General features: G+C 53.7%; 18 protein-coding genes. 3 read left to right on the top strand and 15 right to left on the bottom strand.

The window, feature by feature from the left end:
* Window positions 1-72: 72 nt before the first annotated feature.
* The gene (locus tag ETC05_RS08055; protein ID WP_031406862.1) at window positions 73-432 is read left to right on the top strand and encodes a DUF779 domain-containing protein; all 360 of its coding nucleotides are present in this window, start codon (window positions 73-75) and stop codon (window positions 430-432) included.
* A 202-nt stretch (window positions 433-634) separates the two neighbouring features.
* Here the strand turns inward: ETC05_RS08055 and ETC05_RS08050 are convergent, their stop codons facing one another.
* The 11 genes from ETC05_RS08050 to ETC05_RS08000 form a co-directional block, all read right to left on the bottom strand.
* A complete protein-coding gene (locus ETC05_RS08050) occupies window positions 635-2,242 on the bottom strand; it encodes an MDR family MFS transporter (RefSeq protein ID WP_031406860.1) in 1,608 nt (535 codons plus the stop codon).
* The gene (locus ETC05_RS08045) at window positions 2,227-3,150 is read right to left on the bottom strand and encodes a TetR/AcrR family transcriptional regulator (protein ID WP_171660786.1); all 924 of its coding nucleotides are present in this window, start codon (window positions 3,148-3,150) and stop codon (window positions 2,227-2,229) included. Before ETC05_RS08045 ends, ETC05_RS08050 begins: the two co-directional genes overlap by 16 nt.
* Window positions 3,151-3,486: 336 nt before the next feature.
* A complete protein-coding gene (locus tag ETC05_RS08040; RefSeq protein WP_031406856.1) occupies window positions 3,487-4,362 on the bottom strand; it encodes an ROK family protein in 876 nt (291 codons plus the stop codon).
* Window positions 4,363-4,773: 411 nt separating this feature from the next.
* Complete coding sequence (locus ETC05_RS08035) at window positions 4,774-5,595, bottom strand: carbohydrate ABC transporter permease (RefSeq protein WP_031406840.1); 822 nt, start codon at window positions 5,593-5,595, stop codon at window positions 4,774-4,776.
* Window positions 5,595-6,566, bottom strand: coding sequence for a carbohydrate ABC transporter permease (locus tag ETC05_RS08030; protein WP_171660785.1), 972 nt, complete (start codon window positions 6,564-6,566; stop codon window positions 5,595-5,597). Before ETC05_RS08030 ends, ETC05_RS08035 begins: the two co-directional genes overlap by 1 nt.
* A gap of 61 nt (window positions 6,567-6,627) precedes the next feature.
* Window positions 6,628-7,923, bottom strand: coding sequence for an ABC transporter substrate-binding protein (locus ETC05_RS08025; protein ID WP_171660784.1), 1,296 nt, complete (start codon window positions 7,921-7,923; stop codon window positions 6,628-6,630).
* 332 nt (window positions 7,924-8,255) lie between these two features.
* Window positions 8,256-9,797 carry a helix-turn-helix domain-containing protein gene (locus ETC05_RS08020; protein ID WP_171660783.1) on the bottom strand — a complete coding sequence of 514 codons (1,542 nt, stop codon included), beginning with the start codon at window positions 9,795-9,797 and terminating at the stop codon, window positions 8,256-8,258.
* Window positions 9,775-11,244 (bottom strand): sensor histidine kinase, encoded by a 1,470-nt coding sequence (locus ETC05_RS08015; RefSeq protein ID WP_171660782.1) that lies wholly within the window; start codon window positions 11,242-11,244, stop codon window positions 9,775-9,777. The genes ETC05_RS08020 and ETC05_RS08015 overlap by 23 nt, the downstream gene beginning before the upstream one ends.
* A 165-nt stretch (window positions 11,245-11,409) precedes the next feature.
* Window positions 11,410-12,423 (bottom strand): sugar-binding protein, encoded by a 1,014-nt coding sequence (locus ETC05_RS08010; RefSeq protein ID WP_171660781.1) that lies wholly within the window; start codon window positions 12,421-12,423, stop codon window positions 11,410-11,412.
* A gap of 629 nt (window positions 12,424-13,052) precedes the next feature.
* Window positions 13,053-13,943 carry an Rpn family recombination-promoting nuclease/putative transposase gene (locus ETC05_RS08005; RefSeq protein ID WP_171660780.1) on the bottom strand — a complete coding sequence of 297 codons (891 nt, stop codon included), beginning with the start codon at window positions 13,941-13,943 and terminating at the stop codon, window positions 13,053-13,055.
* Between the two features lie 215 nt (window positions 13,944-14,158).
* Entirely contained in the window at window positions 14,159-15,502 is a 1,344-nt protein-coding gene (locus ETC05_RS08000; RefSeq protein WP_171660779.1) for a 6-phospho-beta-glucosidase, read from the bottom strand.
* 124 nt (window positions 15,503-15,626) lie between these two features.
* Between ETC05_RS08000 and ETC05_RS07995 the strand changes: the two genes are divergently transcribed.
* Complete coding sequence (locus tag ETC05_RS07995) at window positions 15,627-16,394, top strand: MurR/RpiR family transcriptional regulator (RefSeq protein ID WP_031406825.1); 768 nt, start codon at window positions 15,627-15,629, stop codon at window positions 16,392-16,394.
* A gap of 329 nt (window positions 16,395-16,723) precedes the next feature.
* Here the strand turns inward: ETC05_RS07995 and ETC05_RS07990 are convergent, their stop codons facing one another.
* The 4 genes from ETC05_RS07990 to ETC05_RS07975 all read right to left on the bottom strand — a co-directional run bounded on the left by ETC05_RS07990 (window position 16,724) and on the right by ETC05_RS07975 (window position 21,586).
* Complete coding sequence (locus tag ETC05_RS07990) at window positions 16,724-18,091, bottom strand: FAD-binding oxidoreductase (RefSeq protein ID WP_171660778.1); 1,368 nt, start codon at window positions 18,089-18,091, stop codon at window positions 16,724-16,726.
* Window positions 18,092-18,169: 78 nt separating this feature from the next.
* Window positions 18,170-19,147, bottom strand: coding sequence for an alpha-ketoacid dehydrogenase subunit beta (locus ETC05_RS07985; RefSeq protein WP_171660777.1), 978 nt, complete (start codon window positions 19,145-19,147; stop codon window positions 18,170-18,172).
* Complete coding sequence (gene pdhA, locus ETC05_RS07980) at window positions 19,148-20,227, bottom strand: pyruvate dehydrogenase (acetyl-transferring) E1 component subunit alpha (RefSeq protein ID WP_171660776.1); 1,080 nt, start codon at window positions 20,225-20,227, stop codon at window positions 19,148-19,150. It lies immediately after the preceding gene.
* 66 nt (window positions 20,228-20,293) lie between these two features.
* A complete protein-coding gene (locus ETC05_RS07975) occupies window positions 20,294-21,586 on the bottom strand; it encodes a dihydrolipoamide acetyltransferase family protein (RefSeq protein ID WP_171660775.1) in 1,293 nt (430 codons plus the stop codon).
* Window positions 21,587-22,272: 686 nt separating this feature from the next.
* Between ETC05_RS07975 and ETC05_RS07970 the strand changes: the two genes are divergently transcribed.
* Complete coding sequence (locus ETC05_RS07970; protein ID WP_171660774.1) at window positions 22,273-23,457, top strand: RNA-guided endonuclease InsQ/TnpB family protein; 1,185 nt, start codon at window positions 22,273-22,275, stop codon at window positions 23,455-23,457.
* The last annotated feature ends 61 nt before the right edge of the window (window positions 23,458-23,518 follow it).

The raw sequence follows: 23,518 nt of genomic DNA, 5'->3' as shown, positions 1-23,518 counted from the left end.
AAGGATCTGTTCAACGTCTTCGTTGCATCTATATAGCCCCAAAATGACCAGACATGCAAAGGAGGGAAACTGATGGCCGAGGAACCGAAAGTCACCGCCACGGAAGCCGCACTGGCATTAATCGAAAAGCTGAAGGCGAAATACGGCCCACTTATGTTCCATCAATCCGGCGGCTGTTGCGATGGGAGCTCGCCGATGTGCTATCCGCTCGGCGAGTTGATCGTCGGCGATTCCGACGTATTGCTTGGCGAAATCGGCGGCTGCCCGTTTTACATCGCCAAAGCGCAATACGAATATTGGAAGCATACACAACTGATTATCGATGTTGTTCCCGGGCGCGGCGGCATGTTTTCGCTTGAAGGCCCGGAAGGTGTTCGCTTTCTCACCCGCTCGCGCGTCTTCGGCCAAAGCGCGGATGCAGGCGCGCCGTAGCCGCCCATTGCGGGACGCTGCTGTGAACCCGCCATGTGCGATGCATGAATCGCTTGGCCAATGAAAAGCACGGAGCCCGCCCGCTCCCACTCGCCCCCGTTCCCAGATGCTTTATCCCCTTCGGAGCGGTTTGTTCGTCGCAGCAAAAAAATGGCGGTCCGCCACCTGACCAAACGAGGCGCGGTCCGCCATTTCCTTTTCTTTACTCAGTCTCTTTTGCCTGCTTCATCGCCTCTGCCCGATCAGACAAGACAATCCGTTTCAAGCCGAACACTAACAGCAAGCCGACCGCGATAAACGCGAGCCCGAACCAAAAGACGGATTGCAGGGAATCGACAAGCGATTGCTTCAGCACCGGCACGAACATGTCGCGCAGCGGCGCTGGAATCTTGGCCATCGCTTCCGGACTGAGCAGAACGGAATACAGCCCTTGCGGATCATCATGGATCATGCCGGCAAAGCGGTCGACAAGCCCTTTCGCTTGCGCCGGCAGCGCTTCGAGCTTTGGCATGAGCCGCTCATCGAGCAAGGAGCTCGAACGATGGTTCATGATGGCACCCAGCACGGTCATCCCAAACGTTCCGCCAATGGAACGGAAAAACTGGCTCGAAGAGGTGACAACGCCAAGTTCCGATTTCGGGAAGCTTTCTTGCAAAGCAAGCGTCAAAATCGGCATGACCAAGCCGGTGCCAAGCCCAATAATCATCATATACAGCGTCGCTGTCCATTTCGACGTGTCAACCCCCATCGTGCCAAGCAGTCCAAACGCGGCGGCCATCACGGCCATGCCTATGATCAACTGCGGTTTGACGCCAATCCGATAGACGAGCCGACCGCCGATGACACTGCTGATGATCATCGTGATCATCATCGGCGTCATAATCGTCCCGGATTGGGTGGCGCTCACACCGACAATGCCTTGCATAAAAAACGGCACAAACATAATCGCGCCAAACATGCCGACGCTCATAAAAAAGCCGATGCCATTGAGGAGCGTAAATGTCCGATTGCGGAACAACCAGAGCGGAATGATCGGCTCCTCCGCCCGCTTTTCCGCCCAAACAAACAAAGCGAAAAAGACAACGGCTGCCGCAAACAGCGAGAGGATTTGCCACGACCCCCATGGATATCGGTCGCCGCCAAACGTCAACCCCAACAGCAGGCTGACGACGCCCGCCGTCAAGGTCGCCATCCCAGCGATGTCGAATTTGACCGGCCCTTCCGCTTTATATTTGCTTAATCCCATCGCAATCAGCACCGTGGCGACAATGCCGACCGGCAAGTTGATGTAAAACACCCAGCGCCAGTTCAAATGGTCGACGATAAAGCCGCCGATTTGCGGGCCCAGCACCGAAGCGAGGCCGTACAGGCCGCCGAACACCCCTTGCCATTTGGCCCGCTCCTTGCCGGTGAACACGTCACCGATGACAATCATCGCCATCGGCATCATAATGCCACCGCCCAACCCTTGAATACCACGGTAAATGATCAGTTGGGTCATATCGTTCGCCATGCCGCAAAGCGCCGAACCGGCCATAAAAATGACCAACCCGCTCACATACACAAGCCGACGGCCCAATAAGTCAGCAAGCTTGCCGGCGATCGGTACGACCGTCGTCGACGTGAGCATGTACGCTGTCGTCAGCCACGTCATAATCCCCAGTCCGTGCAGCTCCCCGACGATGCGCGGCATGGCTGTTCCGACAATCGTCCCGTCCAACGCCGCAAACAGCATGGCAATGATCAGCCCGGTAATGAGCAACGGGCGATGACGAATGGTGCTCGCTGGCACTGTTAACGCTTTTTCCATGGTTCTCTCTCCCATTCATTGAGTCGTTGATACGCTTCAATCTCTTGGCTAAGCGCGTCCAAGGCCGCTGCAAGCGGAGGCGCCTGCTGCTGTCGCAAATACAACAGCAACGCTTCGATCATATACGCCCGCGGCGGTTCACGGCGCCCGAGCACTTCCTCCTCCAGCGCTGCTGTTGCCTCCACCACATCGTTCGCCCGCTTCGGATCGAGCCCGTTTGCGGCCTCCCGCACGGCCGCAAACGCCGAAACCAACCGCTCCCGCTGGCGCTCACGCTCGCGCTCTTCGAGTTCTATCCATGGCACGAGCGCCTCCTCGGTCAACAACGGGCGCTCGCCGGCCGCAAAGCTAGCAACAATCGCATCAATGCGGCGCACGAGAAAACGAGCCGCTGCATCCGCATCAAACGCCTCCTCGCGGAAAAAGAAGTAAAACAAATATTGCCGAATCATGCCGTTCGTCATCATGGCCACATCATACACATATGGCTTCACCACCTCGCCATATACCTCCGTTAGGCGCGTGCAATACCATAAAAACATGCGCCCATGCTGGCGGAACATATATTGCCCTACTTCGGGGTTCACTCTCGGCAATTGTTCCACCATCACCATACGCAAAAATTCCTTATACTCGCGGACATGGGAGAAATGGGCTGCCAACTGGCGGATGAACCGCTCCTTTTCCGGGCCATCCCCGCCAGCCGCCGTGAAATCGGCCACCATTTTTTCACTGTAGTGGCGAAGTACAGCGAGCAGCAATTCTTCCTTCGAAGCGAAATGATGGTAAAACGCCCCTTTGGAAATGCCCCACGCCTCAACCAAATCTTGAATCGAGGTGGCATGATACCCTTTTTCCGCAAATAGTTTCATCGCGGTTTCAATAAATCGAACACGCCGTTCATCCATGACAGCGTCTCCTTCCTTTCCCATTCCTCTCCATCCACTGCAGATAAGACGGCAACAATATGCGCGGTTTCACCAAATCAGCGCGCACGCCGCACCGCCGCAGCCATTCCATCAGCCGCTGAACATCGGCCCTTGTCCTCCCCTCCACATCCTATATGACCAAACAGTCAAAGACATTATAAACTATCGTTACAAACTTATGCAACTAAAAAACGATGTTTTTTTGACCAATAAGTCATTTATTTATTCTCGTCCATTGAACAATTAGTCATTCTGTCTTCCACAAAAAAACAGCTGTCCGCAACTTCACGCAAAAGCTGTGGACAGCCGTTTCCATTATTCGCATGACGCTGCAACCGCCAGCGCCAGGGCACCCGCAACACCGGCGTTGTCGCCAAGCCCTGGAAGAACGATGTACTCATCGATCTTCTCGAGAATCGCTTCGTGCTGAACATACCCATTGAGCAACTCCTGCACATGTCGGCGCACAAGCGGCAACACGTGCGTCTGTTTCATGACGCCCCCGCCCGTGATCACCTTTTTCGGTGATAAAATGAGGATATAGTTGGCGATGGCTTGGGCGAGATAAAACGCCTCGAGCTCCCAGACCTCCTTTCGGTCGGCCAGCTCCGCCCCCTTTTTCCCCCAACGCCGCTCAATCGCGGGGCCGGACGCCATGCCTTCCAAACAGTCGCCATGATACGGGCAGATGCCGGCAAACGCGTCATCCGGATGGCGGCGGACGAACATATGTCCCATTTCTGGATGAAGCATTCCGTGAAGCAGACGCCCTTCCACGACGGCGCCGACACCAATGCCCGTCCCGACCGTCATATACAGGCAACTGTCAAGCCCTTGCGCCGCCCCCCAGCGCTGCTCGCCAAGCGCCGCGGCGTTGACATCCGTGTCAAAACCGATCGGCACCGGGAACGCTTGTTTTAGCGTGCCGACAAAGTTGAAATTCGCCCACGCCTGTTTTGGCGTACTCGTAATGTGCCCGTACGTTGGACTGTCCGGACGCAAATCGACCGGGCCGAACGACCCGATGCCGATCGCCTCAACGTTGTGCGGACGGAAAAAGTCAATGACGTGCGCCATCGTCTCTTCCGGCGTCGTCGTCGGAAACACCGCCCGTTCATGGATGTTCCCCTGTTCATCGCCGATGGCACAGACAAATTTTGTTCCTCCGGCTTCAATGGCTCCTAGAATCATACCGATTTCCCTTTCCTTCTTGTAGTGTTGTGTTCGATTTTGACTGCAGCCAATCTCCTTTTTTCTATGTTCATTCTACCATCTTCGTGCTGAAAACCGTTTCCCCCTCTTTCATGGTCTCACTTGCCGAATGAAGGATCCCCGATGGTGCCTTTCTTTATCGTATCAACGGTTTGCCCGAATTGTAAAGGTGTGCGGTCACGAACCTGGAGGGGCCGTGATTTCGTACAAAATCCTGCGATTCCATCTGTTTCGCAATTAGAAAAGCCTAGTGAAATCAGCTTTCTTTTTTGGTGAAATGCTGCTGATTTGCTCGTGGCAGCCGTTTTGGCCCTCTAGAAGGTTGGTGATTTCATGAGAAAAGCCGCCATGATGGCGGCTTGACGGAGACGTTTTCCGTTTTTCGCCCGTTCACCCCTTCACCGAACCAGCCAACAACCCACGGACAAAATATTTGCCAAGGAAGATGTACACAAGCAAGGTCGGCAGCGCCGCCAACAGGGCTCCCGCCATTTGCACGTTCCATTGCACGATTTGGCTGCCAGATAAGTTTTGCAAGGCGACCATGATCGGCTGTTTGTCCGATGTCGTGATCGTCACGGCGAACAAAAACTCGTTCCAAATGTTTGTAAACTGCCAGATCGCCACAACGACAAATCCAGTGATGGACAAGGGGAGCATAATATAACGAAAAATGCGGACAAACCCAGCGCCGTCGATTTTCGCCGACTCAATCATTTCATCGGGGATCGCCGCGTAGAAATTCCGAAACATCAGCGTGGTGATCGGAATGCCGTAGACGACATGAACGAACACAAGTCCCGGAATCGTGTTATACAGCCCGATTTCGCGCAAAAATTGGATCAGCGGAATGAGAATGCTTTGATACGGAATGAACATTCCGAACAAAATAAGCGTAAAAAGCGTATCCGCTCCTTTAAATTTCCATTTCGAAAGCACGTAGCCGTTGAGCGCCCCCAGCAGCGCGGACAACAACGTCGCCGGCACGACGAGCAGCAGCGAATTCCAAAAGTTTGGGGCGAGTTTGTCAAACGCTGTGGCGTAGCTGCTCCAATCGATGGTCGACGGGAGCTTCCACATATCGGCCAATGTCACTTCATGAAGCGGCTTCAAGCTCGTGGTGACCATGACATACACCGGCATGAGGAAAAACACGCTCATGGCAACGGCCAGCGCATACAAAAACGACCGGGCCCATACGGATCTCGCCATCACGATCCCCCCTTGCGGCTCGAAATGAGGTACGGAACAATAAAGATGGCCACCGATAGCAGCATCACCATGGCGATCGCCGCTCCGTTCGCATAATAGTTGCCGCGGAACGTCGTTTCAAACATGTACACGCCCGGCACATCGGTGACAAAGTTCGCCCCCGGCCCGGTCATGGCGTAAATCAAATCGAAAATTTTGAGCGAAATATGAGCCATAATGATGATGACGCTGACCGTGATCGGTCGGAGGAGCGGCAAGATGATTTTCCAATACAATTGAAACTCGGTCGCCCCGTCCATCCGCGCCGCTTCCCGCACCTCATCCGGAATGGCGCGCAGGCCGGCGAGATACATCGCGACGGCAAAGCCAGTCATTTGCCAAACAGCCGCCACGACCACCGCAATGATGGCGACCGGGATGCCAAATTCAATCTTGCCCCAATGAAATCCGAACAAGATGTTTGTATCCGTATACCATTTTCCATCCAAGCCAAGTGGTTTTAAAAACAAGTTGACGCCCGTTGACGGATTGAACAGCCATTGCCATACGACCCCGGTGACGACAAAGGACAAGGCCATCGGGAAAAAGAAAATGTTGCGAAACAACGACTCGCCGCGCAGCTTTTGGTCAAGCAGAATGGCAAGGAGTTGGCCGAGCACAATGACGGCGGCGATAAACAGCACCGTAAACACAAGCGTATTGCGCAAGTCGGCTTGAAAGCGGAAATCATGAAACAAATACAAATAGTTTTTCAACCCGGCAAACGACCAATCCGGCACAAGGGAGTTCCAGTTGCTTAACGACACATACCCCGTCCAGCCGATAAACCCGTACACAAATAAGAAAATCAATACGACCGACGGCGCCAAAAACGCCGCTGCCAGCCAATGATCGGCCGTCCATTTCCGCTTTTTCCGCACCGAGGGGACAGCCGCTGTCTTCTCGGCTGGCGTGATGTTGACCGTTTCCACTACGATCCCTCCTCATGATGACGAAAAGGGGAAGAGAATGGCTCCCGTCCCCTTTTCCCGATTACTTCTTCAGTTCTGCGGCGGCCGATGCCAACGTGTCGATGAACGTCTTCACATCTTTTTGCGTCACGAAAATGTTGACGGCCTGATTCACCTTCGTGACAAACCCTTCCGGTGCTGCCGAACCGTGCGCTAAGCTCGGCGCCAGCTCCGCTGTCTTGAAGTCTTGCATCGTTTGCTTGCCGTATTCATCGTACTTGGACGGATCGGCGTCAATGCGGGCCGGGATGGAGCCTTTCAGCGGATTAAACGCATCTTGCCCTTCGACCGAACCAAGCACCGCTAAAAACTTCTTCACATCGTCCGGATTTTTCACGCCTTTCGGCAGGCCGAACGTATCGGTGATAACCATAAACTTGCCTTCCGTATTCGGCACCGGCACATAACCGAAGTCTTGATTCACTTTCAATTTCAAATCATTGACAAAGTAGCCCTTCACCCAGTCGCCCATCACGTACATGGCCGCCTTTCCTTCAGCGACGAGCTGGGCGGCGTCTTGCCAGTTGCGCGAACTATGGTCTTTGTTAATATAGCCAAGCATTTTCTTAAACGTCTCAACGGCTTGTTTCACTTGCGGATCGTTAAACGACAATTCTCCCGTCCAAAGTTTCTTGTAGTTTTCCGTTCCGAGCGTGCCAAGCAGCACATTTTCAAACAGGTGCGTCGCTGCCCACGGCTCTTTGTCGCCCAAGGCGAGCGGCGTAATGCCCTTCGCTTTCAGCTTGTCCGCCACTTGGAAAAACTCGTCGAACGTTTTGGGCGGCTGAAGCCCGTTGTCGGCAAAGATTTTCTTGTTGTACCACAGCACGTTGCCGCGGTGAATATTGACCGGCACCGAGTAAATGTTGCCGTCTTTGCTCACCATGTCAATCAACGCTTTCGGGAATTTGTCCATCCAGCCTTCTTTTTCATATAAATCGTTGAGCGGCTCCATTTTGCCGGCGGCCACCCAGCCTTCATTGAGTTCTGCCCCGCCGTGCACTTGGAACGTCGATGGCGGATCGTTTCCTTGCATGCGGCTCGCTAGAACCGCTTTGGCGTTCGTTCCCGCCCCGCCGGCCACCGCGGCGTTTTCGACTTGAATATCCGGATATTTTTCTTGGAACAGTTTGATCAGCGCTTTTAAGCCGTCTTCCTCACCGGCTCCCGTCCACCAGCTGAAAATCTCGAGTTTCTCTCCCGCTTTTTGGCTGCCTTGTTTGGCGTCATCGGACGAAGAAGAGTTCGAGCTGCAGCCGGACAGCGCCACTCCGACGCCAAGCGCCAACGCCAGCCATGCGGATGCTTTCTTTCTCATGTTCCTCCCCCTTTATTCTTTTTTGAAAACCCTTTCAGTGAAGATTGTATCATGCGCGGCTCGCCTGACCACGGCGTCGTTTCTTCACTTTTTTGCGTTTTTCTTCACTTTTTTGTTTTCCGTTCTGCTGTCGAGCAAACGAAAGCTCTCGGATACCGGTTAGCGGCCATTTCGCTTCAATGGCGCGAAAAAAGCCCGTCTCCCCATCAGGGGGCGGGCTTCGGTTCGGACGCCGGAAGAAGGGCGGGGCAGCCCGCTTCGTTTGCGGGACTTGCCCGTTTGCCTTTTGGCTCGTCGCCGCCTTCCTTGTTGTGAAGACAGCACTCCCTTTGTCAGCGCGCCTGTACTTTTTTCCGGTATTCGCTCGGCGATAAGCCGGTCTGCTTTTTAAAGACGCGGCTGAAATAGTTCGGGTCGTTGTAGCCGATCGAAAAACAAATTTCTTTTAGACTGAGGTCCGTGCGAGCGAGCGCTTCTTTCGCCCGTTCGATGCGCACGTTCGTCACGTAATCGATAAACGTGATGCCAAACTGCTCTTTGAACAGTTTGCTGAAGTAGTACGGGCTCATCCCGGCTTGTTCCGCCACTTCTTCGAGCGTGAGCGGCTCGGCATAGTGGCGGTCAATGTACTCTTTCGCCTTCCCCAGTTTGCCGTGGGCATGCTGCTGGCGCCAAACCTCGAGATCAGCGGCGATGCGGTCCAGTTCATCAAGCGCCGCTCGCTTCAATTCTGCCGCCGATCGGCAAGAAGCAAACGAAACGATCCGCCCATAGCGAATCCCGAGTTCAGCCAACAGGCGCCCCATCCATATGAACGTCTCCTCCGCCTTGCGCGCGGCGGACGGCAATGGGTAGGAGGAAGTCAGTTCATCGATATAGGTCCGACACACGAACCGCGCCTGCTCGATGTCGCCAAGACGCAATGCCTCAAACAGCTGCTGATCCCGTTCCGCCGCCCGGCCGACACGCATCGCCTCGGCGGGCGGAAACCCGACTTGCGCTTTTTGCTGTTCCGCGTAATAGCGGGCGGCCGACAGCGCCTCATAGTATGACGAACGAAGTTGATCCAAACGAGAAACCGGGGAGCCGAGTCCGATATAGAGCGCGGCGCCGTACCGGGAGGAAAACCGCCTCGTCAAATCAAGGGCAAAGGCTTGAACGGCCGACTTCCACGCCAACTCCGCATCGTCCGGACTTTGGAAAAACAAGACCGGCAGCCGCCCGCTTGCCATCCGTCCGATCAAATAACGCGCTGGCGCCCGTTCCTGGAGCTGTTCGCTCGCCCATGATTTCCATTCGTCACTTTTCGCTGGATCGGGAAACTGAAGGACGATAAACATGCCGACAGCCAGCGAAAACGGCAGCAGTTCCTTCCACCGCTCCCATTCTTCCGCTGAGACGTCTTCCGTCATGAGGACGGACAGCCATTCATTTTCCACAAATGTCTGAAGCCGGCGAATTTGCTCGTGCAATTGGCGGTTTCGTTCCTCGTGCTGCCGCTTGACGGCGATTTCTTGGCTGACCCGTTCCAACGCGGAAAGGATCTCTTCCTTCCGGCTCGGTTTCAATACATACTCCTTGACGCCAAAGCGCATCGCTTGTTTTGCATAGTCAAACAAATCAAACGCCGACACAATGATGAACTCAATATCGAGACCTTCCCGGCGAATGACCTCGATCGCTTGCAGTCCATCAAGACCGGGCATTTTGATGTCGATGAGCATCACATCTGGACAATATTGCTTGGCAATGTCAATGGCCTCGCGCCCGTTGGCGCCCTCGGCGACCACCTCGACGTCCGGAAGGTGGTCGTTGATCATTTTGCAAAGCGCTCTTCGCTCCAACGCCTCGTCATCGACGATCGCTACTTTCACCGTTCATCCCCCCTTGCCATCTTGGCAGCCATAACCGCACCGTCGTTCCTTTTCTTGGTGCAGATTCGATTTCGGCCACATCCATCACTCCGTAAAACAGCTGCAGCCGGCGAATGACATTGCGCAAGCCGATGCCGGTCGAATGGCCGCGCCCTTGCTCACGGCGCGCCGGCGGTTCTTCGCCGCGGATCAACGCATCAAGCTCCGCTTTCACCTGCTCATCCATGCCAACGCCATTGTCGCGCACTTCCACAACGACCCGCCCGTTTTCGGCGAAAACGGACACGGACAGCTCGGCTCCCTGCTCGTACGTCTCAATGCCATGGATGAACGCATTTTCAATCAGCGGCTGCAACGTGAGCGGCGGAATCGGTTGATCGAGGCAAGATGGTTCCGCCTCTAACGAAAACTTGATCCGATCAAAAAAACGCGTCTGCTGGATGAAGAAATATTCCCGGGCGATGCGCACCTCATCGGCAAGCGTCACCGTCCGCTGCAAATCGCCCAAGTTGTAGCGCAAAATGGCCGCCACCGCTTCAATCAGCCGCGACGTTTGCTGGGCGTCCTCCAAGTACGCCATTTTCGCCACCGTGTTCAGCGTATTGAATAAAAAATGCGGATTGATTTGGCTTTGCAAGCTTTTGAGTTCCAGCTCCTTCACCAGCCGGTCGAGCTCAGCCTTTTGTTTCATCTCCGCTATCAGCTGCTTTAAATTGCGGCGCATGTCATTAAACGTGATCGTCAACAGCCGCAGCTCATCGTTGGTCATCGGCTCAATATCCGGCCCGTCCAGCCGCCCGTCAGCGATGGATCGGGCAGCGCGCGAGAGAAGAATGATCGGCTTCGTTAAGTGGCCGGAAAAGAACACCGCCAGCAAGGCGCCAAGCAACAACGTCGTGACAAACAATCCCATTCCCATATAGCGGAAATAGCGGTTGCGCCGCTCCACTTCATCGTACCGCCGTTGGTAGGCCGTCAGCTCATCGTCAATCAAGTTTAACGTTTCCTCTTGCAAAAAGGACGCAATGTTCATCGTTTCATGCAAGTGAGACGAGTACAAGCCAATATTTCCAGCTTGAAAATGATAGACCGTCAGCGCCGCCTCCTCCAGCAAACTTTCAATCATATGTTCATAGTTTTCCGCCGCCATCCGGTCGGACAGCACCGGCAAGATGGCGCCGAGCTGCCGGCGGCGTTGCTGCAGCCAGCGGAACTCCCGCTCATAAGCGCGTGCATACCGTCCTTCTTTTTCCGAGACGTACGCATTGAGCTGTTCCATCATTCGGTTTGCCCGCTGCGACACCTCATTGAGCAACAACAATCGACGCATCCGTTGATCATAATCGCTCATCATCTCTTCGCTCGTCTGATACAAAAGAAACACCGCTCCGTTCAGCAAAAGCAAAAAAACGGTAAAGCAAAGCAGCATCTTCGTCCGAATGTTCATCTGAATTCCACCCCGCTGTCACCGGCGCTTTGTCGCCTGCATCGTCCTGCCGCTTCAAGCCGAACGTGGTCGAACGTCAAGGCCGGCCATCTCTCATGCTTTGGCGGCGTTCGCCAACCTTTCTCCGCTTTCAGCCTTCTCCCGACGGAGGCTTGGTAGGCACCTTCATGGCGTGTTGACCTCATAATTGCGCGCCGGGCGCAGCGGCAAGTCTTTTTTCCGAATGACTTTCGTCTCCGTATTCGTCACCGCCGGCACGTCTTTCCCGGCGACGATCTCGGCCATCATTTTGACAGCCTTGTATCCCATTTCATACGGCTCCTGCACCACGGTCGCCGCAATCGTTCCTTTTTGCAAATAGCGGATCGTCTCAGGAAGCGTATCAAAACCGATAATATACGTCTTTTGCTCCCGATGAAACTGCTCGACCACCTTGGCAACGCCAATCGCATCGAGCGCGCTCGTGCCGTAAAACGCATTCACATCCGGGTGCTTCTTCAAAATCGTATACGCCTTTTCCGCGGCTTGCACACGCGTAATGTGCGACTCTTCGATGGCAACGATGCGGATGCCTTTTTCCTGTCTCACCGCATCCTCAAATCCGCGCACTCGCAACTGTTGGTGCGCCGCCGTCAAACTGCCGGTAATAATCGCGACCGTCGCCTTACCCTTCGTATCCTCAGCTAACGCTCGTCCCGCAAGAAAACCGGCATAATAATTATCCGTTCCCACATAGGCGACACGTCGGCTCGTCGGGGCATCCGTATCGATCGTCACCACAGGAATATTTTTGTCCGTGATTTCGTTAATCACTGGGACAAATTCCGCTTCCGTCAACCCTTGGGTGATGATCCCATCGACTTTCGCTGCCGCGGCTTTTTTCAAAATGCGCAAATGCTCATCAATATTCGCCTGCCGCGGGCCGATATACTCGAGGTCAACCCCCAGTTCTTTCGCCGCCGCTTTCGCTCCTTTTTCCACGAGCCGCCAGTAATCATTATCGAGTTCCTCCGGCACAAGCACGAAATGATAGGCCTCTTTCGTTGTTTCCGGAACCCGTTCCTTCTCTGATTTCGGATACGCATACACGTTCCAAGCGCAATAGGCGGTGAAGGAAGCGCTTGCAAGCAGCGCGGCGATGCCGCCTCCGTAAAACAGCCGTTTCCACCAATGGCGCATCTTGATCCCTCCTACCGCCATTGTACACGAACGTCGGGGCGCTAGCCTAGAAGGCCCGTGAAAAACCGCTGATTCCCTTCATCAATGGGAGAATGAGTGAAAAAACAAGACCGATACAACAAGGTTTTTCTAATTGAGAAATGACATTGTAAAGCTATATACACGATGAAATCACCAGCCTCCTAGACAAACGAAAATGGATGCCGTGTCTCTCCCTTTTTCCCGCCTGCCGCGGCCCTACATCGCTCTCCTCTGCTTCTCGATGACAAGCAAAAGCGGTATCGATGCAACGAAGAAGGTCGGGATCCTTGAAGGAAAAGCGGTTAGTCCATTTTCAACTGTCGAAAGCCAATCATAGGCTTGCCCGCGTGACGGAAGACCGAACAACCACCTGCTTCACAGACCTTTCTATGGATCTGGCAGCGGCGTTGTTCGGTCGCCTGACAGTCGATAAAAGCGGCAAATGGTCAATCTTCGAATTGCATCTATATGAAATCCAAATAGGGATCAGTCTGGCCGTCATCATTCGCCATGCGGCGATGGCCATGCCCATCATCAAGTGCAGAGCGAGCAAAAAAACGCCGTTCCGAAACAGATTGGCTGCATCGGAACGGCGTCCCCTCCGATTTTTACTCTTTCAACTTTTCCACCGCCTCCACTGGCAGTCCGGTCAACTCACAAATCGTTGGCACGTCATATCCTTTCTCTAGCATCCGTTTCGCAACGTCCATCCTGCCTTTTTCGATTCCTTTTTCCATCCCTTTTTCCATTCCTTTTTCAATCCCCTTTTCCATCCCCCGTTGCTCGTACGACACGATGAGATCCATCACTTTTTTCGCTTCCTTCGTTTCCATTTCGTTCACCTCGTTTCGCAATTCGAGTTCCTCTTGTTCGGACAACCGCAAATACGTCTCAAAAAAGCCAAACAACAGCCGCTGTTTCGCTTCGTCAAGCTCCAAGCGGACGAGCATGCGCAAAAATTCTTTTTTCACAACCACTCTTTCACTTTCATTATACCCCATTTTGCTTAACAGAGCGGCGGCGACCGGGTTGTCGCGGCGAATGTACTCGCGCCATGGCAACTTGCGCAGTTCAACGGTCAGAAAACGGAAATCAACAACGGTTAGGAACGGAAACTGGATGGTGAACGAGGACGGTTCATCGCGGATGGCGTCATAGCTGAAGATGGCAATGGGCAGAATGCGGCGGCGGTATTTTTGAAACAAACGGCTGAGATAAAGGAACATGCGCTCGGGAAACGCCGGCTGCGTATAGCTTTGGTGCTCAATATGGACGATGATCAGCCCGTCTTCCCCCTTCAACTTCGTTTCCACCAATAGATCCACACGGTGCTTTTCGCCGACTGCCACATCCGTAAACACCTCTTCCGACAAAAAGGTGACGTGGCGGAAGTCGACTTGTTCATACACGTGCGGGAAAAACAGAAGCAAAAACTCTTCAAAAAACGTCGACAACAGCTCCTTGAACAGCCGGTCATGGTCGATTCGCGTTTCGGACACAGTCTCCCTCCTTGTGATATTTGAACTTCTTTTATTTTCTTCACCGCGCCTTGGGCAAAATCCTGCCGAAAAGGCTGGTGAAAAGCATTGATTTTGGTCTAAAATAAGGGGAACGTGAATGGGAAGAAAGCCCTTGTGTTGTGCGGCTTTTTCACGATGAAATGACAAAGCCGCCAACGGCGGGCGGCTTTGTCCATCGTTTTCCAAGCGGCCGTTTAGCGCCCGGCCGCTGCTTTGGTCTGTTTGAAAAACTGCGGCAAGTATTCTTTATGCGCTTCAAGCATTTCGTCCAACATTTGTTTGGCGATGGTGTCAGACGGGACAAGCGGGTTGATCGTCATGGCGACCAACGCCGTTTGGTAGTCGCCAGTGACCGCGGCCTCGGCAGCGACGCGCTCGAACGACTTGATTTGCTGGACGAGGCCGCGCACCGCAACCGGCAAGTCGCCGACAGCGATCGGCTTTGGTCCGTCTTTCGTGATGACGCAGTTGACCTCAACGGCCGATTCTGGCGGAATGCTCGCAATGGCGCCGTTGTTTCTCGTGTTGACCGGCTGAATGTCGCGCTTATCGTTGTAAATGGAGCTGATCAAGCTGCAAGCGGCGTCGCTGTAGTACGCCCCGCCCCGTTTCTCGAGCTGCGGCGGCTTGATGGCCAAGTTCGGATCTTTGTACAGCTCGAACAGCTCTTTTTCAAGCTGCTGCACAACCTCGGCGCGCGTCCCTTTCGTTTTCGCCGCCTCGAGCTCTTCAGCCAACATTTTGTCCGTTTGGAAGTAGTAGCGGTGGTACGGGCACGGCAATACGTTTAACCCTTTCAAAAAGTCCGGCTCCCAGCCAAGGTCAACGATGTTTTTCATCGTCACACCAGAGCGGTCTGGATGGGCGACGAGATCAATCACCTTGTCGGTCACCTCGACGCCGTCGAGATAAACATGCAAGCCAAACACCATATGGTTCAGTCCGGCGAAATCGATGTGCACGCGGTCGGCATCAACGCCAAGCAGCTTGGCAACGCCCATGCGCATGCCGATCGGCACGTTGCACAAGCCGACGACTTTTTCCTGCTTCGTGTAGCGCAAGACGGCTTCCGTCACCATCCCAGCCGGGTTTGTGAAGTTGATCAGCCACGCATCGGGGCAAAGCTCTTCCATATCGCGAATGATGTCCAAAATGACCGGAATCGTCCGCAATCCCTTAAACAATCCGCCCGGCCCGTTTGTCTCCTGGCCGATCACCCCGTATTTGAGCGGGATGCGCTCGTCTTTCGCCCGCGCCTCTAGGCCGCCGACGCGAAACTGCGTCGTAACAAAGTCTGCACCTTCCAAAGCCCGGCGACGGTCGAGCGTCAAATGAATCTCGATCGGCACGCCGGCTTTTTCGACCATCCGTTTGGCCAGTGCGCCGACGATTTCGAGTTTTTCTTTGCCTTCCGGAATATCGACAAGCCACAATTCCCCGACTGGCAATTCATGATAACGCTTGATCAACCCTTCGACCAATTCCGGCGTGTAGCTCGACCCGCCGCCAATCGTCGCAATTTTCAATCGTTTATCCATATTCCTCTTCCCCTTTCGCCCTGTTGGGCATGGTATAATCAATGTAGGAATCAACCAATGGGCTTGAAAGCGCCATCCTTTCCCAGCTATCGCACGTTCCGTCCCATGAAAGCGAGGTGTCCCAATGTTCACTCCTGAACAAATCGCCCAGTTCTCCGAGCTCGACTACGCCATTTACGACTATGTGATGAAACATCCGCATGAAGTCGCGTACATGCGCATCCGCGAACTTGCCGAAGCCGTCCATGTCTCGCCGCCGACCGTGCTCCGCTTTTGCAAAAAGGTCGGATGCGAAGGGTTCAGTGAATTTAAAACGAAATGGAAGCTGTATTTGCGCGAGACAAAGCGAACCGCGATCATCAGCAGTCAAGAGGCGCTTAAGGAATTTTTCGAACGGACGCTGACCGCCGATTACGAGCGGACCATTCTGGATGCAGCAGCCGCGATCGCCCGGGCGGATCACGTCATTTTCGTCGGATCGGGCAGCTCCGGCATTTTGGCTGAATACGGCTCGCGCTACTTTTCCGCCTTTCAAAAGTTTTCCGTCTACATCAAGGACCCGTTTTTTCCGATTTACGGCCATTATTTCCACAACTGCGCCGTGATCGCCTTGTCGGTGTCTGGAGAGACGTCATATACGCTCGCCCAAGTGCACCGGTTCAAGGAAAACGGCAGCACGATCATCAGCATCACCAACCGGAAACATTGCACACTCGCGAACATCTCGGACTACAACTTGACATACTACACCACACCGGAGCGGATCGGACAGACGGATGTCACAACCCAGCTCCCGGTCATCTACTTGCTCGAACGGTTAGCGAAAGAAATGTATCGACTGCTAGGGAGAGAGACGGAAACGATCGGAAAGGACAGCAACCCAACCGTTTGAGCCCAACTCTGCTGATTGCGGCAACGCCATCGCCTTGTTGTTTGGCTCCATCTACTATTACTAAACCGCGCCTGAGGGCAAAAGTAAAGGGCATGGCGCCCTGTTGTAACAAAAGGAAAACGAAAAACAACTGTTTCTATGTTGTAACACTATGTTACAAGGACGAAAATGGGCTGTGCATACAAGGTTTAGCGGACAATGCGTTTGTTTTTTCAACTCAGCCTTGACACTGTTGTGTTGTTTGAGGCACACTTAGCGGATTTCTTCTTTGCACCACCCGCCGATCAAAAGAAAAATCCCCGCCAACAGGCAGGGATGCAGAGCGTCCGCTATGGCAAAAAAATTTTCCCCGGATTGAGAATGCCGTTTGGGTCAAACAATTGTTTCAGCCGCTTCATCCATCCTACGGCATCGCCCTTTTCCTCGCGCAAAAACGTCCGTTTGCCGATGCCGATGCCGTGCTCGCCCGTGCACGTGCCGCCGCGCGATAGGGCGTAGCGGACGATATGAGCATGCACTTGCTCGATTCGCGCCATCTCCTCGGCATCGTTCGGATCAAAAGCAAGCACGGTATGGTAGTTGCCATCGCCGACATGGCCGAAAATGGCGGCGGTCATGTTCTGTTCATTCACAAGCCGGCGCGTATCGGCGATCGCCCCCGGCAGCTCGGACAACGGCACGCACACATCGGTCGAGAGCATCGCCTTGCCTGGATAGGCGGCTTGAATGGCGAACGCCGCATGGTGACGCGCTTCCCACAGCTGCGCGCGGGCGAGCGAATCGGTCTCGACCACAAAGGAAACTGCGCCTTCGGACTCGCACAATTCTTTGACGAGTTCCGTCCCATCGTCCACGCTCGCGCGGCTGCCGCTCAATTCGATAAACAGCGTCGGCTTTACCGGATAATCCGTCTTTTTGTATGCGTTGACCGCGGCGATCGTCGCCTCGTCCACGAGCTCAATTTTTCCGGGCTCAACGCCCGCTTTCAACACGGCAAACGCCGCCTGCGCCGCGGCCTCAAGCGTCGGAAAGCACGCTTTGATGGCCGTTGTCGCCTCCGGAATGCCGTGCAGGCGGACGATGAGACGGGTAAAAATCCCTAGCGTCCCTTCCGATCCGACGAACAAGCCGGTAAGATGATAGCCGGCGGACGATTTGACCGCCAAGCTGCCCGTTTGGATGACCGACCCGTCGGCAAGCACCACGTCAAGGCCGAGCACGTGATCGCGCATGACGCCGTATTTGACGCTGTTCGTGCCACTGGCATTCGTTGCCGCCATGCCGCCGATCGTCGCGTCCGCCCCTGGATCGACAGGGAAAAACAGCCCGTATGGCTTGAGCGCCTGGTTGAGCTGCAACCGCGTCACCCCCGGCTCAACGATGGCGAGGAAATCGTCGGGTCGGATGTCAACAATGTGATTCATTTGCGTCATATCGAGGCTGATGCCGCCTTCAACCGGAATGACATGCCCTTCCAAACTCGTGCCGGCGCCAAACGGCGTCACAGGGATGCGGTGCTCGTTGGCAAACGCCAACACCCGACTCACTTCCGACGCCGTTTTTGGAAACACGACGACATCCGGTTGGCGCGGCGCATGGTAGGCGATGCCTTTGCTGTGGTGGGCAAGCACCGTTTCGTTTTGGCTCACCCGCTCTCGGTCGCCGATCAGTTCCAGCAGCGATTCATATACACCCATCGCTCTCCCCCTTTTGTCTATCGAATGGCCCGGCCGCACCAGCCCCCTTCCATCACCGGGCGCTGGGCAGCCCATCCGTCAGTAGCGCAGCAACGTTTCGATTCCTTCCGTAATACGGGCTGGATTCGGCAGCCAATCATCTTCCACCGACGGCACCGGGTATGGCGTGTCATACCCGGCGACGCGCACGATGGGGGCCGAGAGGGCGAATAGCGCCCGCTCGCTGATCAAGGCCGCCACTTCGGCGCCGAATCCGCTCGTTTTCACCGCTTCATGGACGATCATCACCCGCCCCGTTTTTTCGACCGAGGCGAGGATGGCATCGATATCGAGCGGCTGAAGGCAGCGCAGATCGATCACTTCCGCGTCAATCCCTTTCGTCCGCATCTCATCGGCCAGTTTGGCGACAAGCGGCACGGTTGCCCCCCACGTAATGATCGTCAAATCTTCTCCTTCTTTCACAACCCGCGCTTGGCCGAGCGGAATCGTGTACGGTTCTTCCGGCACCTCCATCCGAAACGCCCGATACAGCTTCATCGGCTCCAAAAACAGCACCGGATCATCGTCGCGAATGGCGGAAATGAGCAATCCTTTCGCATCGTACGGATTGGATGGCATCACGACTTTCAAGCCCGGAGAATGGGTAAACAGTGCCTCCAGCGCATCGGAGTGCAGCTCCGGCGTCCGCACCCCGCCGCCGTATGGGCTGCGCACGACGATCGGGCAGGAAAACCGCCCGCCGGAGCGGAAGCGAATGCGCGCCGCCTGCGCAGCGAGCTGGTCCATCGCTTGATACACAAACCCAAGAAATTGGATTTCGGCAATCGGCCGCATGCCATTGATCGCCAACCCGATCGACGTGCCGATGATGCCGGATTCAGCCAGCGGCGTATCAAACACACGGTCAGGACCAAACTGCTCAAGCAACCCATCCGTCGCCCGGAAGACGCCGCCGTTTTCGCCGACATCCTCGCCAAGCACGATGACGCGCGAGTTGCGCTCCATCTCTTGGCGCATCGCTTCATTGATCGCTTCGATCATCGTCAATTCAGCCATTTATTTCACCCCTTTTGCCTGCTTGCGCCGCATCACTTCCGCTTTTTGCTCGGCGAGCAATTTCGGCGCCTCGCTGTACACATGATCGAATACATCGGCAATGGAACCGGATGGGCTGGCAATGGCGGCCTCATACGCCGCTGTCACTTCCGCGTTCACTTCCGCAACGAATGCTTCTTCCTGCGCCTCCGTCCACAACCCGCGCCGCTCCAGCAGCACGCGCAAGCGGTAGAGCGGATCTTTCCGCCGCCACGCTTCGACTTCTTCCGGCCGCCGGTACTTCGTCGGGTCGTCCGCCGTTGTATGCGGCCCAAGCCGATACGTGAGCGCCTCGATCAACATCGGCCCTTCCCCGCGGCGCGCCGCATCGACCGCCTGTTTCATCGTTTCATACACCGCCAACACGTCGTTGCCGTCAACCAGCACTCCTTTCATCCCGTAGGCAAGCGCCTTTTGCGCGATCGTTCGGCTCGCCGTCTGCTTGGCGTACGGAACGCTAATCGCATACTGGTTGTTTTGACAGAAAAAGATGACCGGCACGTTGTATACCGCGGCAAAGTTCATCGCTTCATGAAAATCGCCTTCCGATGTCGCTCCGTCGCCGAAATAAGCCACCGATACGTGCGGCTCGCCTTTCAATTTCGATGCCCACGCGCAGCCGACGGCATGCAGCGTCTGAGCGGCAATGATGATTTGCGTCGGAAAAATGTTCACCCCATCCGGCATCCGCTTTCCCGACAGGCGGCCCTGCACGTAATGGAAAAACTGTTCAAGCGGCATGCCCTGCAGCAAACAGACCGCCACTTCGCGGTAGCTCGGGAAAATCCAGTCGTCGTTTCGGAGCGCAAGAGCGCTGCCGACTTGCGCCGCCTCTTGGCCGCTGAACGGCGCATACGTTCCGATCCGTCCTTGCCGCTGCATGCGCAACAGCCGCTCATCGATGACGCGCGCCCGCCGCATCGCCCGATAAGCATCAAGCAGCCACCCATCAGAAAACGCCGCCAGCTTCTGTTCATCGCCATTCCCATGTTCATCGAGAATTTGCACCATCTCGATGGACAGCTCATTTGGATCGAACATCGAATCCCCTCCCCCATTGTTTCCCCATCACCATCGCGGCCTCTTGATGCCGCTCAACAAATGAGACTACCGAACATCGAGCAGCAGCACTTCCGGATGGCTCAAATAGTGCGCCACCGTCCGCATAAACCGTCCGGCCGGCTCACCGTCAATGACACGGTGATCAAACGTGAGCGAGATCCCCATCATGTCGCGAATGACAATCTCATCGTCGATCACGACCGGTTTCCGCTTGATGGCATGCGCCCCGAAAATCGCCACTTCCGGGTAATTGATGATCGGCGTCGCAAACCATCCCCCGCCCGCGCCGGTGCTCGTGATCGTGAACGTGCTTCCTTGCAGCTCCTCAAGACGAAGCGCCTGGCGGTGCGCTTTCTCGGAAAGTTCGGCGATTTCAACGGCCAACTCGCGAATCGATTTTTGATCGGCGTCGCGGATGACAGGCACCAACAGTCCCGCCTTCGTCGCCGTCGCGATGCCGATGTGATACCGTTTTTTCAACACGATTTCATTCGTCTCTTCATCAAGCGAAGCGTTAAAAATCGGATATTCCTTCAGCGCCCTTGTCACCGCCTTAATGATAAACGGCAAATACGTCAGCTTGATCTGCTCCTTCGCCAGCTCGCTGGCAAGGCTTTTTCGAATCTCGACGAGCTTCGTCACGTCGATCTCGTCCATCCCGGTCGCATGCGGCGCCGTATACACCGATTTCACCATTTTTTCGGCGATTTTTTTGCGCAAACCGCGGAGTGGAATGCGCTCTTCTTCCTCAAACAAGGCATCCAAGCCCGCGATGGATGTCCATGTGGCTATACTCGCCTGCCGTCCTCCAGCCGCGCCGCCGGTCGGCAGGGCATCTTTCTTCGCTTCGTCCCTTGCCGCCACCGTCGCGGCCGCCTCCCGCTCCCTGACATACCGCTCCAAATCGGCGAGCGTCACCCGGCCGCCTTCGCCCGTTCCTTCCACTTCATCGATCGGAACGCCCAACTCCCGCGCCCGCTTGCGCACCGACGGCGCCGCAATCGCCCGTTTGCGGGCTGGACGCAGCGCTTCTCCATGAGCAGCAGGCACAGGCTCCCGAACCGAATCTTCAGTCGGCGCCGCTTCCCCCGCGACCGCCGCCTCGGTTTCCACGACAATCAACGGCTCTCCCACCTTGACCGTCGCCCCTTCCGGCCCAGCAAGCGCCACCACTTTCCCCGCCACCGGCGTCGTCATTTCGACCATGGCCTTATCAGTCTGTATTTCCGCAATCGGCTGATCGGCGTTGACGACATCCCCTTCACGGACGAGCCAGCGAATAATTTCGGCTTCATGCAACCCTTCGCCAATATCAGGCAACTTAAATTCATAGATCATAGCGATATCCCCTTCCTCTTCTTCTCGTGTTGCGATTGGAAACAAACACAATGGTGCAGCATCGATGATGTTGCGATTATGAGGCAGTGCAGCGGTGAAGCGCTTACAAAATTCGTGGTGAGAATCTTTTTCTACGAAAATAGAAAATGAATATTCTAAATTTTTCAACCTACAAGGTTTATGATAGTATATAGATTGTCGACCTGTCAATATAAGGAGGACCGACATTTTTCGCTAGCTTCGACAACTCTCGATGAACGTTGTCATTATCGCAACATAACAACTTCTTGCCTGTGCGCCAAAGTCAAAGCGCATCGTTGAAAAAGCGACGATGATCCCCATCGACCGCTGCCAAAGAAAACAGTCGCATTCGGAAGCCTTTTTAGAGGAATAGGAAAAACCAACCATCCCCTCCTCGCTAGTCATCCAACGCGGTAGGGGACACGGCTTCTCGATGGAAGAATCTTATTGTTGGAGGACATGGCTGTTGACTATTGACCTTCCCGCTCCGTTGACCGAAGGGAAAAGACGTCATACACAAAGGAGGGTATGTGCAGTTAAAATAAGTTTATAAAATTTTATAAAACTCTATATACAATATAATTGTGTATAGAGGTGATGATTATGAAATATTACAGTATAGGGCAATTTGCCAAGCTAATAGGAGATTAAGGAGTTAGTAAAACATGATAAAGACTTATAAAGTCATGCTTTTACCAAACAATAAGCAAAGAACAAAGTTATTTGAGTGTGCAGGCGTATCCCGATGGGCATATAATTGGGCATTGGCTACACAACAAGAAAACTATAAAAATGGTGGAACGTTTTTAAACGATAGTGAATTGAGAAAAATATTGACGCAATTAAAAAAGCAGAAACAATATGATTGGCTTAATCATTATTCAAACAATATAACAAAACAAGCAATTAAAGATGCTTGTCAATCGTACAAAAACTTCTTTGAAGGCAGGACAAAGTTTCCAAAATTTAAGTCAAAAAAGAGAAGCAAACCAAGTTTTTATCAAGATACGGCAAAAATAAAAATCACAAAAACGCATGTAAAATTGGAAAAGTTAACCACATCGAAGAAAAAGAACAAGCAAAAATTTAATTATGTTAAGTTGGCTGAAAAAGGCAGAATACCAACAGGGAGTAATATAAAATATCTCAACCCAAGAATCATATTTGACGGAGTAAATTGGTGGTTTAGTATTGGAGTTGAAGAAGTTGAAAACAAAAACCAAAATTATACTGACGGCATAGGCATCGATTTAGGGGTGAAAGATTTAGCTGTCGTTAGCAACGGGCAGAAGTTTCGCAATATAAACAAATCAAAAAAAGTGAAGAAGTTGGAGAAAAGGCTGAAACGGTTGCAACGTAAACGATCAAGGAAATATGAGAAAAATAAAATAAAAACAGAAGGAGGTGAATACCGTTACAGAAAAACAAACAATATAAAAAAGTTGGAATTCCTTGTTCGAAAGACCTACCGAAGGCTGAAACACATCAGGCACAATTATATTCATCAAATCACTGCATCTTTGGTGAAAACCAAGCCAGAGTATGTAGTCATGGAGAGCTTAAATACTCATGGAATGCTAAAGAACAGAAAGCTATCGAAAGCCATCCAAGAGCAAACATTCCACGAGTTTAAAAGGCAAATGGAATATAAGTGTGTTTGGAATGGGGTCAAGTTGATACTTGCCGATCGATTCTTTCCTTCGTCTAAAACTTGTAGCCATTGTGGGGCTGTAAAAGATAAACTTTCTTTATCAGAAAGAACGTTTGTATGTGATGAATGTGGAAATAAAATAGACAGGGATGTGAACGCAAGTAGAAACTTAAAAAAATATGGTAAGTCAATAGCCTAGCACGAAAAGCGGTTATTGACATGTACCCATTCGTTAGTGGGGAGTTTAAGCCTTCGGAGCA

It is taken from the genome of Geobacillus sp. BMUD (genome assembly GCF_013096845.1).
In the GTDB taxonomy this organism is placed as follows: domain Bacteria; phylum Bacillota; class Bacilli; order Bacillales; family Anoxybacillaceae; genus Geobacillus; species Geobacillus vulcani.
The sequence above is the reverse complement of the archived record's forward strand: the minus strand, read 5'-3'. Positions and strand labels throughout refer to the sequence as shown.

What these genes read in the sequence shown, in the direction of transcription:
- ETC05_RS08055 (WP_031406862.1), top strand. Translation starts at nt 73, where the DNA reads ATGGCCGAGGAACCGAAAGTCACCGCCACGGAAGCCGCACTGGCATTA.
- ETC05_RS08050 (WP_031406860.1), bottom strand. Translation starts at nt 2,242, where the DNA reads ATGGAAAAAGCGTTAACAGTGCCAGCGAGCACCATTCGTCATCGCCCG.
- ETC05_RS08045 (WP_171660786.1), bottom strand. Translation starts at nt 3,150, where the DNA reads ATGGATGAACGGCGTGTTCGATTTATTGAAACCGCGATGAAACTATTT.
- ETC05_RS08040 (WP_031406856.1), bottom strand. Translation starts at nt 4,362, where the DNA reads ATGATTCTAGGAGCCATTGAAGCCGGAGGAACAAAATTTGTCTGTGCC.
- ETC05_RS08035 (WP_031406840.1), bottom strand. Translation starts at nt 5,595, where the DNA reads ATGGCGAGATCCGTATGGGCCCGGTCGTTTTTGTATGCGCTGGCCGTT.
- ETC05_RS08025 (WP_171660784.1), bottom strand. Translation starts at nt 7,923, where the DNA reads ATGAGAAAGAAAGCATCCGCATGGCTGGCGTTGGCGCTTGGCGTCGGA.
- ETC05_RS08015 (WP_171660782.1), bottom strand. Translation starts at nt 11,244, where the DNA reads ATGAACATTCGGACGAAGATGCTGCTTTGCTTTACCGTTTTTTTGCTT.
- ETC05_RS08010 (WP_171660781.1), bottom strand. Translation starts at nt 12,423, where the DNA reads ATGCGCCATTGGTGGAAACGGCTGTTTTACGGAGGCGGCATCGCCGCG.
- ETC05_RS08000 (WP_171660779.1), bottom strand. Translation starts at nt 15,502, where the DNA reads ATGGATAAACGATTGAAAATTGCGACGATTGGCGGCGGGTCGAGCTAC.
- ETC05_RS07995 (WP_031406825.1), top strand. Translation starts at nt 15,627, where the DNA reads ATGTTCACTCCTGAACAAATCGCCCAGTTCTCCGAGCTCGACTACGCC.
- ETC05_RS07990 (WP_171660778.1), bottom strand. Translation starts at nt 18,091, where the DNA reads ATGGGTGTATATGAATCGCTGCTGGAACTGATCGGCGACCGAGAGCGG.
- ETC05_RS07985 (WP_171660777.1), bottom strand. Translation starts at nt 19,147, where the DNA reads ATGGCTGAATTGACGATGATCGAAGCGATCAATGAAGCGATGCGCCAA.
- pdhA (WP_171660776.1), bottom strand. Translation starts at nt 20,227, where the DNA reads ATGTTCGATCCAAATGAGCTGTCCATCGAGATGGTGCAAATTCTCGAT.
- ETC05_RS07975 (WP_171660775.1), bottom strand. Translation starts at nt 21,586, where the DNA reads ATGATCTATGAATTTAAGTTGCCTGATATTGGCGAAGGGTTGCATGAA.
- ETC05_RS07970 (WP_171660774.1), top strand. Translation starts at nt 22,273, where the DNA reads ATGATAAAGACTTATAAAGTCATGCTTTTACCAAACAATAAGCAAAGA.